General features: G+C 46.3%; 10 protein-coding genes. 5 read left to right on the forward strand and 5 right to left on the reverse strand.

The genetic code is table 11. The features are described from left to right. The first annotated feature begins 42 nt into the window (after positions 1 to 42). Positions 43 to 1239 (forward strand): HD-GYP domain-containing protein, encoded by a 1197-nt coding sequence (locus AC27KT_RS13775; protein ID WP_487130841.1) that lies wholly within the window; start codon positions 43 to 45, stop codon positions 1237 to 1239. A gap of 125 nt (positions 1240 to 1364) precedes the next feature. Here the strand turns inward: AC27KT_RS13775 and AC27KT_RS13780 are convergent, their stop codons facing one another. Together AC27KT_RS13780 and AC27KT_RS13785 are read right to left on the reverse strand one after the other, a co-directional pair. Then, a complete protein-coding gene (locus AC27KT_RS13780) occupies positions 1365 to 2660 on the reverse strand; it encodes a general secretion pathway protein GspB (RefSeq protein ID WP_487130843.1) in 1296 nt (431 codons plus the stop codon). After that, positions 2653 to 3564 (reverse strand): ExeA family protein, encoded by a 912-nt coding sequence (locus tag AC27KT_RS13785; RefSeq protein ID WP_014948480.1) that lies wholly within the window; start codon positions 3562 to 3564, stop codon positions 2653 to 2655. The genes AC27KT_RS13780 and AC27KT_RS13785 overlap by 8 nt, the downstream gene beginning before the upstream one ends. A 219-nt stretch (positions 3565 to 3783) precedes the next feature. Between AC27KT_RS13785 and AC27KT_RS13790 the strand changes: the two genes are divergently transcribed. The 4 genes from AC27KT_RS13790 (at position 3784) to hemW (ending at position 8293) form a co-directional block, all read left to right on the forward strand. After that, the gene (locus tag AC27KT_RS13790; RefSeq protein WP_487130845.1) at positions 3784 to 4962 is read left to right on the forward strand and encodes a tRNA nucleotidyltransferase/poly(A) polymerase-related protein; all 1179 of its coding nucleotides are present in this window, start codon (positions 3784 to 3786) and stop codon (positions 4960 to 4962) included. A gap of 150 nt (positions 4963 to 5112) precedes the next feature. Continuing rightward, positions 5113 to 6339, forward strand: coding sequence for an ATP-dependent RNA helicase SrmB (gene srmB, locus AC27KT_RS13795; protein WP_487130847.1), 1227 nt, complete (start codon positions 5113 to 5115; stop codon positions 6337 to 6339). A gap of 219 nt (positions 6340 to 6558) precedes the next feature. Next, on the forward strand, positions 6559 to 7161 hold the full coding sequence (locus AC27KT_RS13800; RefSeq protein ID WP_487130849.1) for an XTP/dITP diphosphatase: 603 nt from the start codon (positions 6559 to 6561) through the stop codon (positions 7159 to 7161). Continuing rightward, on the forward strand, positions 7154 to 8293 hold the full coding sequence (gene hemW / locus AC27KT_RS13805) for a radical SAM family heme chaperone HemW (RefSeq protein WP_487130851.1): 1140 nt from the start codon (positions 7154 to 7156) through the stop codon (positions 8291 to 8293). Before AC27KT_RS13800 ends, hemW begins: the two co-directional genes overlap by 8 nt. A gap of 111 nt (positions 8294 to 8404) precedes the next feature. Here the strand turns inward: hemW and AC27KT_RS13810 are convergent, their stop codons facing one another. The 3 genes from AC27KT_RS13810 to AC27KT_RS13820 all read right to left on the reverse strand — a co-directional run bounded on the left by AC27KT_RS13810 (position 8405) and on the right by AC27KT_RS13820 (position 11821). After that, positions 8405 to 9199: a YggN family protein gene (locus AC27KT_RS13810; protein ID WP_487130853.1), complete on the reverse strand. Its 795-nt coding sequence runs from the start codon at positions 9197 to 9199 to the stop codon at positions 8405 to 8407. A 268-nt stretch (positions 9200 to 9467) separates the two neighbouring features. Then, positions 9468 to 10040, reverse strand: a complete 573-nt coding sequence (locus AC27KT_RS13815; RefSeq protein ID WP_487130855.1) for an Lcl C-terminal domain-containing protein — start codon at positions 10038 to 10040, stop codon at positions 9468 to 9470. Positions 10041 to 10042: 2 nt separating this feature from the next. Beyond that, on the reverse strand, positions 10043 to 11821 hold the full coding sequence (locus tag AC27KT_RS13820; protein WP_487130857.1) for an Lcl C-terminal domain-containing protein: 1779 nt from the start codon (positions 11819 to 11821) through the stop codon (positions 10043 to 10045). Positions 11822 to 11830 lie beyond the last annotated feature (9 nt).

Raw genomic sequence — 11830 nt, forward strand, 5'->3', positions numbered from 1 at the left:
TAGTAACAGACGATGGCAACGTTGTACCCCACAGGAGAGATAATGTTAGAACAGGTACCCATTGATGATCTGCAACCAGGAATGTACGTCAATCAAGTACTTGAGCAAACAGGCTCACTTAAAATGCGGTCTAAAGGCATTGTAAAAACCCAAGCCATTATTAATAGTCTTAAGTCCAAAGGCATTCTCATTGTTGAGGTAGACCTTGCGAAGTCAAAGCTGCCCGAGGCAGCTGAGCGATCTGAACCAACTGTAGAAAAAGAGCCTGAAGTGACTAAACCGGTTGTTAAACCTGTCGGTCGTGATTCAATTAACGAAGCCAACGAGCTATATGACAGCGCACTTACCATACAAAATAACTTTTTGAAGTCGCTTAAAAACGGGGCGGTAAAAGATCTATCGCCGATGGAGTCGCTGTCGCAAAGCCTAATCGAAAGTGTATTCGACAATAAAGATGCGCTGAGCTGCCTGACTATGATTAAAGATACCGACCAGTATCTTCTTGAGCACAGTATAAATTGCAGCGTACTAAGCGGTATTTTTTGTGAGTTTCTTGGCTATGACAGAGATACCACGGAGCAAGTGAGTTTAGGTGCCCTATTGATGGATATCGGCATGTCTTCCCTGCCAGATGAAATTCGCAATAATACAGGCGAATTTTCCAGTGATGATTGGGAAGTGATGAAAACCCACGTTGAAATTGGTGCAGACCTAGTTGAACAGTGTGGCGATATTTCTGACCTATCGCTACGCATCATTGAAGAGCACCACGAGCGCGTTGATGGAAGCGGCTACCCGAGAGGATTGGTTGGTGACGAAATCTCAGAGTTCGCGCGTATTGCTGCTATTGTGGATGCATACGATGCCATGACATCTAATCGTACGCACAAAAACAGTATCACGCCTACTCAGGCGCTAAAGCGACTAACTGCGACAGAGAACTTAGACCAAGAATTGGTAAAACAATTCATCCAGTGTATCGGTGTACACCCTGTAGGTTCTTTGGTTCGTTTGAAAAGCGGTAAGTTAGGCATTGTAAGTAAAATTAACCCCAAAGACCCTGTAAGCCCTCACGTTATGACTTTTTACAGCGTTACGTCGCAACATTTCAATGAAGTTAAGCGCGTTGATTTAAGTCAGTACGACGATGAGATTGTGTCAGGCGTTCGCCCCGAAGAATTTAGTTTGAACTTACCGAAATTCTTTAAAGAAGTATTTGTGAACCAGATACCGCTATAGCCCCATATTGTTCTATTATCGGAAACGAAAAGCTCTGCACAGAAGCCCTAGATTCAGGGCCTTTTTTTAGGGCTCTCATACACTAATTTATTTGTGGTTATTTTCTGTGAGTGCTATGAAAACAACTACCAGTCAGTTAACGCCGCCATAGTAAAAACCTCATCTTCGAAAGCAAGCACCACACGTTGCGCTTCAATATTGACGATCTGCACTCTATCGGCAATCCAGTCGCCCTCACCTATTTGACGGCCATTGACTCTCACCCATCTATCGGCAGGACGAGACGCATACATATGCGCGCTAAAGTTCATGGTAGGAAGTCGTGTTAACAAGCGAACGGGTAGCTGATCTACACGGGGTAGTTCGTCTTTAACCGTCACCCTTGTTTGCTCTTCAGCGGGTGTATTATCTTGTGCCTTTGAGTCTAGCGCTTCAACGGCAGCATTAAAACGGGCCATGAGCTCTGGTGACACGGATACGTCAGATTGAGACGCAGCTTCGTTTAATACTTTCCCTTCGTAGTCCGCTGATGCCTCAGTTTGTCTTGAATCAATTGAAGAGCTAGGCTCATATCCACTACTTGGCTCGGCGCCAGAACGTTGGGACACATCGTTATTGTAGCGATTCTGAGTACCTGTAGTGTTTGTATTTGTGATTGGGTTTGTATTTGAAACTGCACCTAAATCAGTATCTTGCGCTGCAGCTAAGTTGCCAACAGACTGGTTATTTACCATAGCGTTCGCTTGCGTGCCTTGCTGAGCAGCACCGCCGTTACTCATGTTTGCATTTGCCGCCGTGTTAGCAGCTTTATTTAAACCTGCGCTTTGCCCACTTCCCTGAATGTTAGAAGGTACCTGTTCACTTTTGTTGCTTGAAGTGCCTGGTGCTTCATTACTGTTTTGCGTGGTCGTAAGCGCTGAAGCGCCTCCGCTTGCTTCAACCTGTGAAACTGAGCTTTCAGAGTCTGCCACCGGTACAGAAGCGGGTGCAGTTAACATTGGCCACCAGCGTTTTGCCGTAGCGGCGGAAAAGCCAATGCATAAACCGCCAAGAATAACGACGGCAAAAAGCGCTACTTGCTTGGTGTAAAGCTTCCATGCTGACGGAAGCCCTTCTACTGTGGGCAAAAACAAGCTTCGATTAAACTGCTCGTTAAGGGATTTATCAAATTTGGCGGTAGTGTCGTGCTCGCCCCGAAGCAAAGCTTGGGTTTGAGTTCTATGATGAACTGTCGGCGCTATTTCCACGGTTTGCTCAGGATCTATTTCTACCTCTTGCACGCCCATTTCAGACAAGCCCTGCACCATAGCATCGCTTGTCACTAAACCCGACTTTCTAATTTTAACTGGCCCATTTTGCTTGGTAATTTGAACAATCACCATACCGGGTTTTAAATGGTCAATGGCAACGATATTAGACATACAAACTCCCTAACCCGTAGCCGAAAATGATGGCCAAAACAAACGCCGATGCGAGATACCATTTACGCTGGCTTTGCACGCGCTGACTGACAACATCTTCACCTAGAATTTGCTCTGCCGCGGCCAAGAATATAGGCTTTTGCACAACCGCATGCTGCTTAGTAAAAGATAAGGTTAACGCTCGGTCGCACAGCAAATTAATTACCCTTGGGATCCCACCAGTAATTTGATGCACCGCGCGCAATGTAGACTTACTGAAAATGCTGATATCACCTTCTGCTACGCTTAAGCGGTGTGCTATGTAAGCACTAACTTCTGGCGCAGTTAAGGGTAGCAGATGATAACGAGCGGTAATGCGTTGAGCCAGCTGACGTAATTCGTTACGCTTTAACAACTGCTGTAATTCAGGCTGACCTATCAATACTACCTTTAACAGTTTTTCACGATTCGTTTCTAGGTTGGTCAATAAACGAAGTTGTTCAAGTACTTCGGGCAACAGATGCTGCGCTTCATCAACCATTAGTACCGTATTCATGCCTGACTGATGATTCTCTGCTAACTTAGACAAAATCAAATCGGTGAAGTACTTAAGGCTTGCTTTTTCAGGTGTATAAGCCAAGCCTAGCTCATCACAAACTGTTGCTAATAGCTCAAGGGCAGATAAGGTAGGATTCAAAATCATGGCTACCTGCGTATTATCGGGTAGCTGCTGCAACAGTTTTCTCGATACCGTTGTTTTCCCCGTGCCCACTTCTCCGGTGAGCATTACAAAACCACCGCTTTCTCTGAGGCCAAAGGTCAAATGGGCCAAAGCCTCTTTGTGCCTTGGGCTCATATACAAATAATCGGGGTTAGGCGCAATCGAAAAAGGATTGTCATTTAACCCGAAGTAGTTCAAATACATGGTTGCTGAAGCGCCTATCTGTTTTAATTTTTAACGACGATTAAACTACCAGACGCAACCTTGAAGTGAAAGCGCATAACGATGTCGCTACGAATTTTATTTGTAACATTGCTATACTGCGCCTCTGTTACCTTGGGAAGGTTGATTTTCGTTACACGTCAAAAGTCGACACATCTCTAATCTAAAAAGTATTACTGACTAAAAAATTGTTGGAAGAGCATGCAAGTATATCTCGTTGGTGGCGCAGTACGTGACGCACTGTTAAACAGAAAAGTTGTTGAACGCGACTATGTCGTGGTGGGCGCCACGCCAGAAGAAATGCTCAGCCAGGGTTTTACCGAAGTAGGCAAAGACTTCCCTGTTTTTTTACACCCTGAAACACAGGAAGAATACGCACTTGCACGTACAGAACGTAAGTCAGGAAAAGGTTACACCGGCTTTGTATGCGATGCGTCAAGCTCGGTCACGTTAGAAGAAGATTTGTTACGCAGGGACCTTACCGTTAACGCGATAGCGCAAGACAACCTTGGAAACCTTATCGACCCCTATGGTGGTAAAAAAGATCTAGAAAACCGCCTACTTCGCCATGTATCTGCAGCCTTTAGTGAAGACCCTTTACGCGTATTTCGCGTTGCTCGGTTTGCCACCCGCTATGCTTATTTGGGGTTTACTATCGCTACTGAAACCATGGCTCTTATGCAGTCTATGGCGCAAAGCGGCGAGCTAAGCACGCTAAGTGCAGAGCGGGTATGGCAAGAAACAAAGCGCAGTCTTTTAGAGAAAACACCGCATGTTTTTTTCACTGTATTAAAGCATGCCCATGGCCTCAATGACTGGTTTACTGAGCTTGAAAGAAACGTAGATACTGCTCTGGAAACGTTAAAAACGGCGGTAGACCTAGAAAAGGTTGAAAACAAGAGCCTTGTTAAAGACACGGGTTCAGAAACCCCATTACCTGAAAGCAGCGATCCAGAAACAGCTAGACTGATAACAAGGTTTGCTGCCCTGCTCACTCACCTCAGTGAGGAAGAAGCGAAACTGTTATGCAGGCGGCTCAAAGTGCAAAACCAAGTTAGTGAAATCGTCAGCCTTGCCTGCAAATTCAAAGGCTTTCTTTTGAACGCTCAGAACTCGCCCGCCGATTTACTTGCCTTGTTCAATGGCTGTGATGCGTGGCGTAGAGAAGAACGTTTCACATTGTTACTTAGCGCTTTTGCACCTTATGCTCATAACAAGGGCATAGATTGGCAACGCCAACGAAAGCGAATTGAAAATGCATTATCAGCCGCCAACCAAGTGAACGTGCAAGATATCATTGCCACGGGCGTTAAAGGCCCTGAAATAAAAGACGCGCTTAACCGGGCAAAGCTATCCGCTATTGCCTCGATTACTGATTAAATTAGATGTCCTCTTTCCCTGATATTGTAGGTAACCTCAAACCACAATGTGTATTTACCTACGGTGTGCGAATTTAACGCCAGTTTTTCTCAATGTTTTGGTATAGCAATGCTACAATACGCCCCATTCATTTAGAGCGTTTTTTATACTATGACTTTCGAAGAACTCGAATTAGACGAAGCACTGTGTCACGCAGCTGCCGATATGGGGTTTGAAACCCCAACTAGCATTCAAGAACTGGTTATCCCGCATGCGTTGGATGGACGAGATATCTTGGCCTCTGCTCCTACAGGTACTGGTAAAACAGCCGCTTTCTTATTGCCTGCATGCCAGTTTTTACTTGATTATCCGCGCAGACAGCCTGGTGCTACACGTATTTTGATCCTAACGCCTACCCGCGAGTTAGCGCTACAGGTTTATGAACAAGCCCTAGCCATAACAAAGCATACACAAATTGTGTGCGGGGTAATAACCGGTGGTATTAACTACGGTACCGATAAAGAAACCTTAAGCAAGAATCTCGATATTCTTGTGGCCACGCCAGGTCGTTTGCTTGAGCATATCGAAAAAGAAGCCGCAGATTGCCGTGATATCGAGTGTTTGATCCTTGATGAAGCTGACCGCATGTTGGATATGGGTTTCTCAACGGTAGTTAACCAAATTGCTGCCGAAGCGCGCTGGCGCAAGCAAAACCTATTGTTCTCTGCCACGCTTGAAGGCAAAGGCGTTAAGACTTTCGCTCATGACATTCTTAACAACCCTGAAGTGATTGAAGCGAACCCATCGCGCAAAGAGAAGAACAAAATTCATCAGTGGTATCACCTTGCTGACGACATGAACCATAAGCTAGCTTTGCTAGTGAATATTTTGAAGCAAGAAACGACGACGTCAGCGGTTGTGTTTGTGAAAACCCGTGAACGCCTGCAAATGCTAAAAGACTTTTTAGCCTCGAAAGACATTCCTGTGTGCTGGTTACAGGGCGAAATGCCACAAGACAAACGCATTGCAGCGCTAGCCCGTTTCAAAAGTGGTGAAGTACCTATCTTGTTAGCAACGGATGTTGCTGCCCGTGGTATCGATGTGCCTAACGTAAGCCATGTCGTTAACTTTGACATGCCGCGCAAAGCCGACGTTTACGTGCACCGCATTGGCAGAACCGGCCGCGCTGGCGCTAAAGGTACTGCAATATCTTTGGTTGAGGCCCACGACTTTGACATGGTAGCAAAAACTGCACGTTACATGGGCGAACCACTTAAAGCTCGCGTTATTGACGAGCTACGCCCTAAAAACAAAACACCTAAGATTGGCCCCAAAAAGAAAAAAGTAAAGGCCAAAGACAAAACCAAGGCAAAAGCTAAGCCTAAAAAGAAAAAGTAAAACACGAGCACATTGAGGGTGAGTGATGCGATGGCCGAAGGTTGGGAGTGGCTTTCGCAAACACGCGGTAAACACATCCATGTGCGCTCCGCTGCCGCATCCCTGCGGCAGAGGGTTTGCTCAAACCACTCCCAACCTTCGTCCTGAATAACCTTATGTACTCGATTAATGTGTTCAAGCTTGTTTCAGGAGCAAAGAAAAAACGAGGAGTCTGGCACAATGAAATTCCCAGAAAAAATTGTTTTAGCCACAGGTAATCAAGGCAAGGTGCGAGAGTTTGCATCCTTATTTGCAGATTACGGCGTAGACGTTGTGGCGCAAAAAGAATTAGGTGTATCTGATGTGCCTGAAACAGGTACAACATTCGTTGAAAATGCCATTATTAAAGCGCGTCATGCGGCACAAGTAACAGGCCTTCCTGCTATTGCTGACGACTCAGGCTTAGTGGTTGACGCCCTTGGCGGTGCACCCGGTATCTATTCAGCCCGCTATGCTGGCGCTGATGCAACTGATGACACCAATATCGACAAGCTATTAGCTGCCCTTGATGGCGAAACCCAGCGTAAAGCGCATTTCTTCTGTACATTAGTGTTTATGCGCCATGCTAAAGACCCGGTCCCCTTAGTTAGCCAAGGTAAGTGGCAAGGCGAAATTTTAACTGCTCGCTCTGGTAACGACGGTTTTGGTTACGACCCGGTATTTCACGTGCCAACTCACGGCTGCACAGCTGCAGAATTGGAGAAAGCCGAAAAGAACCGTATTAGCCATCGCGGCAACGCCCTAGCGATTTTGCTTGATAATATGAGAGCGACTTTTGCGTAATCCACCGCTTAGCCTTTATATCCACATTCCTTGGTGTGTTCAAAAGTGTCCGTACTGTGATTTTAACTCTCACGGGCTTAAGTCTGATTTACCCGAGAAAGAATATGTGGCGCACCTGCTGGACGATTTAGCCATTGATGCCAAACGCATTGGCGACCGCCCTGTCGAGACAATCTTTATAGGCGGTGGCACGCCCAGTTTGTTTTCAAGCGAGGCCATGGCTGACATCTTAAACGGCGTTAAACAGCGGGTTAACTTAAGCGACGCTGCTGAAATAACCATGGAAGCCAATCCAGGTACCGTTGAGGCAGGTAAGTTTGCGGGCTTTTATCAGGCAGGCGTAAACCGAATATCGGTTGGCATTCAAAGCTTTCAGCCGAAGCATTTAAAAGTGCTAGGCCGTATTCACAATGAAAGCCAGGCTGAAAATGCGGTAAAACAAGCGCACAGTGCAGGGCTACCTACGTTTAATTTAGATCTCATGCATGGCCTACCTGAGCAAAGCGTAGAGAATGCCATGGCAGACTTGCAGCAAGGTATTGAGCTAGCCCCTTACCATCTGTCTTGGTATCAGCTTACTATCGAGCCAAACACGCCTTTCTATTCAAAGCCGCCAGAGCTACCTGACGACGATATTCTGTGGGAAATACAGGAAAAAGGCCACAGCCTTCTAGAGCGTGCAGGCTATCACCAGTACGAGATTTCAGGCTACGCCAAAGCAGGGCATCAATGCCGCCATAACCTGAATTACTGGCGCTTTGGCGACTACTTAGGCATTGGCTGTGGTGCCCACGGAAAGATTACCGATGCAACGAATGGCACAATTCATCGTACCGTTAAAGTGAAGCATCCAAGAGGCTATATGGAAATGAGCCGCCCGTATTTAGATACGCAAACGCTGGTTAATGCAGACGACCTGCCGTTTGAATTCTTTATGAACAGGTTTCGTTTAGTTGAACCTTGCCCAATAAGTGATTTTAATGACTTCACCGGTACTGAGTTAACGGATGACGTTAAACGCGCACTGTCTGATGCTCATCACCAGGGGCTGCTGTCTATTTCAGAGAGTCACTGGCAGGTAACCGCTAAAGGACGTAGATATCTTAACTCTCTGCTGTCGTGTTTCGTTTAGTCTTGCCGTTTTGATTTAACCAAAAAGCTAGATCAAAAAAGCCTGCTCACGCAGGCTTTTCTGTCTTAATCAGTCTTTAACCAGGATTAGTACACGTATTACTTATTTCAACTAGTTTTCACTCTTATCATGTCGCGTAATGATATTGTAAGGCTTGAAAGCAGGCACACTTGCTCGGAGGTTCTCTTCCGCTACGTCTAGGCGTTTGAGCTTTTCACAAAACCACTCGGCCTTTTTACGCAATGTCGTAGCTTTATCACCTACATCCAGATGCTCGCCCACGTTATTAAGCTGACGAGTAATTTCCGCTACTTTCTCTTGGTTAACCTCGCCGCTTCCAGTGTTGATACCACTGATCGCCGACAATATACCGCCTACTGAGGTAGAAATAGCTTCCTCAAGCTGCGCTTCAATTTCACTATCCACAAATTCATCAACACTTTCTAGTGAGCCGGGGCCAATGAAATAGTGATTACTAGCATGCCTGAATTTATCTTTCACGCGGTTTTGAACACGCTTCATAGCAGCGTTTAATCGTTCATAGCTATCGTGATCACTGCCCACTAAACCTAAATACACGTGTTCAATGGTATCAATAGCCAAGTCCACACCTTCGGTAGCCAGAATAATCATCTTGGGAACCACATAGTGTAAACCTGAAGAATACTCGTTAAGCCACTGTTTTTCCTGTTCGCTTAGTGTCTGCCAACGGCCGCCTATAAAAAGCTGGTTTTGGTCATTAATCTGAACTACGGTGCGGGTTTTATCCATTACGCGAAGCTGTTCGTTATTAACGGCAATACCGTAAGCAAAATCAATGTTGCATGTATATTCAGCTTGCGCCGTTGTACTAAGCCCAGCGAATAAACAAATTGTGAAGAGAAAAGCCTTAAGGCGCGATATCATTTTCATACCATCATTGTGGCTAGCTTACCGAAAAATAAAAAGCCAACATGAGTCTAACGTGCTAAAAATCAGGTTGAACATGTCGAGATGATCAATATACGCAACACATAAACAGGTCATGAATGAGAACGATATTTATCTGCATCTTTAACGTTCAGGCCTAATACAACAAAGCACGCATTATAGAGCGTGCTTTGGTGATAAAAAGTCTAAGCGTCAGATACTAGACTAAAGACTAATACAAAGTGGTGTAGATCTTTTCCTACATCTATTCGTTGGTAAAGGTGCGCACCAGTCGTACGTAAATAAAACGGTCTTTCTCTTTAATCGAATGGCTCGCATTAAAGAACGCAACAACCCAGGCTCTGTCTGGATCATCTGCTGAAGGGGTAGAAGTCCAAAAATCATCCGGAGGGGTAGATGGGAAAAGCGAGCTATTAATCGCCGGGCGTACGCAGTCGCGTTCCGTTAGGGTGGCCAACTCTTTAACGTTGGGCAAGCGCCATCCTAGTAGGTCTTCGTTACTCGCCTGCTGCGCAAGTTGTAGCGCCTGCTGCCACGTATATTTCACCGCTTCACCGCTACACGTCGAGCCATCCCAAGTTTGTCCTTCGGAACATCGTCTCCAAACTAAATCTGTGGTGGTATCCAACAAAGTACTGGTAGTCACTGCTTCAAAATTATCATTTGGCGTGGTTTCTAGTCCATCAGACAAACACTCTTGAGCGAAAGCTGAAAGCGACGCACCTGCGAGCAGCGCTGAGGCCGCAACCATTTTAAGTGGAGTGAGTACTGCATTTTTCAAGGCGTTTTGAACAGATTTATTAACTGTATTGTTCATGACTATCTCCCCGCTCTTACAAGACGAATACGCGCCGCTGATGACTTATTAAGAAAGTTATCGACACCTGAATCGAAATCCAATGCCCATGCATTTTGTGCATCATCACTGTTTACTCCATCAGCGCTTGGCACTGAGGTCCAATACCATAGGGGCTCGGTAGAGACTGCGCCGGTATTAGGGAAGTAATCTTCATCAATGGCCACATCGTCGGCAATGCCTAAATGCATTAACGAAAAGAGTTCGTGGTGAGTAGGTAAACGCCAGTCGTAAAAACCACACAAGCCTTGCGCGTTAACCGCTTCGACGTAAGCAGAGGTGTTGCAGTTAGTTAATAAACACGTCGCATTCGAACCCGTTTCATCACCTTCAAATCCACCATTCACCTCGTCGCTGAACCAAGAGTAAGTATAGTCTTTATCTTGAAATGCCCCGTCGTCGGTTTTCACTTCCCACACCAGCCCAGTTACGTTATCGCGAACGCACGACCATGTATCAGCACTGGCGTCTTGCTCATCGCCGTTAGCGTTTAAGCGCGTAAAGTCAAAACCAGCTTTACCACGCCCTGCTTTTTCTATTAATCCATTTTGCTCAATAATATCAGCACCACGCTGCCCGTCCTGCCCAGGAAAGTCGTTTTGCTGCGCCTCGGTTAACGCGTTATTGGTAGCTTGTTGTAAAAAGCCGGTATCATTCAACAGTGGCGTAGGCATTGGACGTATTCGTACATTGATTGTGTCTTCAACGCTGTTGCCGTTGGCGTCAGTCACAGTAAGCGTATAGGCCACCACAGTTGCGGTAGACACAGAAGGTGCAATAGCAAATGTAGATAGCGCATCGCTGTCATCTACTGGGCGAGCTGCGGCTCCTGTGTTTGCCCCACTATTAGACGTAACGTTGTTACTGCGCTCCCAAGAGTAAGCAAGTGGTAGAGCACTGGGAATACTCGTAGTAGCCTCGCCATCTAAAATGACCACTTCGCCACTAAAAACACCCTGCGAGAACCCTGCATCAACGACTGGCAGTGTTTCAGTTTCCGATTGCACTGAGATGGTAACGGTATCTGTATCAGTTGCCCCTTCAGTGTCCGTTACTTCCAACTGAAACGTAAGCTGCTGTGCATCGTTGGCAATGGGTGTAACGATAGTCAAAGTAGAGAGGTTAGTCTCCACGCCAGTTATCACATTAGTGCCGCTGGTTTGAGTCCACACGTAATCAGCTATTTCCCCAGCTGTGGACGTTGAATCAGCGTCACTGCTTCCGGTTCCGTCGAAAACAATTTCGACACCACCAGGAAATGTATTGGCGGGCAATCCGTCCCATGCAGGAACGTCTATACTGGCTACAGGGGCTATGTTCACAGGTGCGACCGTAATTACAGTAACATCACTTGCCGTATTTCCGCTTTGGTCGTTAACTGAAACAGTAAGCGTATATTCAGTGGCACTATTCACCAGCGGCGCCACAAAACTTGCTGCTGAAGAACTTGTGTCGTCATGAGTAATGGTTAACGAAGGAGACGCACTCCAGTTATAAGTGTAAGTGCCATCGCCGCCACTCACCTCAGCACTCAGCGAATAGGTTACCCCTTCGGTAACAGTGGCGTCTAGGCCTGCATTTATAACTAAGTTACCGTTGCCCGATCCCCCGCCGCTTGCGCCACTATCGTCGCCTCCGCCCCCACCACAGGCAGCTAAAATAAATGCGCCGCCAAGAATGGCTAACCCGCGCAATACGTTGCGAGAGAGATAGCGTGAAAATGAGGACATACTTGCTTGCATACATACTCC

The sequence above is a fragment of the Alteromonas sp. 5NW40-0090 genome, assembly GCF_057552975.1.

Bases quoted from the DNA above. Each gene is read 5' to 3' on its own strand.
- srmB (WP_487130847.1), top strand. From the start codon at position 5,113: ATGACTTTCGAAGAACTCGAATTAGACGAAGCACTGTGTCACGCAGCT.
- AC27KT_RS13785 (WP_014948480.1), bottom strand. From the start codon at position 3,564: ATGTATTTGAACTACTTCGGGTTAAATGACAATCCTTTTTCGATTGCG.
- AC27KT_RS13790 (WP_487130845.1), top strand. From the start codon at position 3,784: ATGCAAGTATATCTCGTTGGTGGCGCAGTACGTGACGCACTGTTAAAC.
- AC27KT_RS13810 (WP_487130853.1), bottom strand. From the start codon at position 9,199: ATGATATCGCGCCTTAAGGCTTTTCTCTTCACAATTTGTTTATTCGCT.
- AC27KT_RS13820 (WP_487130857.1), bottom strand. From the start codon at position 11,821: ATGCAAGCAAGTATGTCCTCATTTTCACGCTATCTCTCTCGCAACGTA.
- AC27KT_RS13775 (WP_487130841.1), top strand. From the start codon at position 43: ATGTTAGAACAGGTACCCATTGATGATCTGCAACCAGGAATGTACGTC.
- AC27KT_RS13815 (WP_487130855.1), bottom strand. From the start codon at position 10,040: ATGAACAATACAGTTAATAAATCTGTTCAAAACGCCTTGAAAAATGCA.
- AC27KT_RS13780 (WP_487130843.1), bottom strand. From the start codon at position 2,660: ATGTCTAATATCGTTGCCATTGACCATTTAAAACCCGGTATGGTGATT.
- AC27KT_RS13800 (WP_487130849.1), top strand. From the start codon at position 6,559: ATGAAATTCCCAGAAAAAATTGTTTTAGCCACAGGTAATCAAGGCAAG.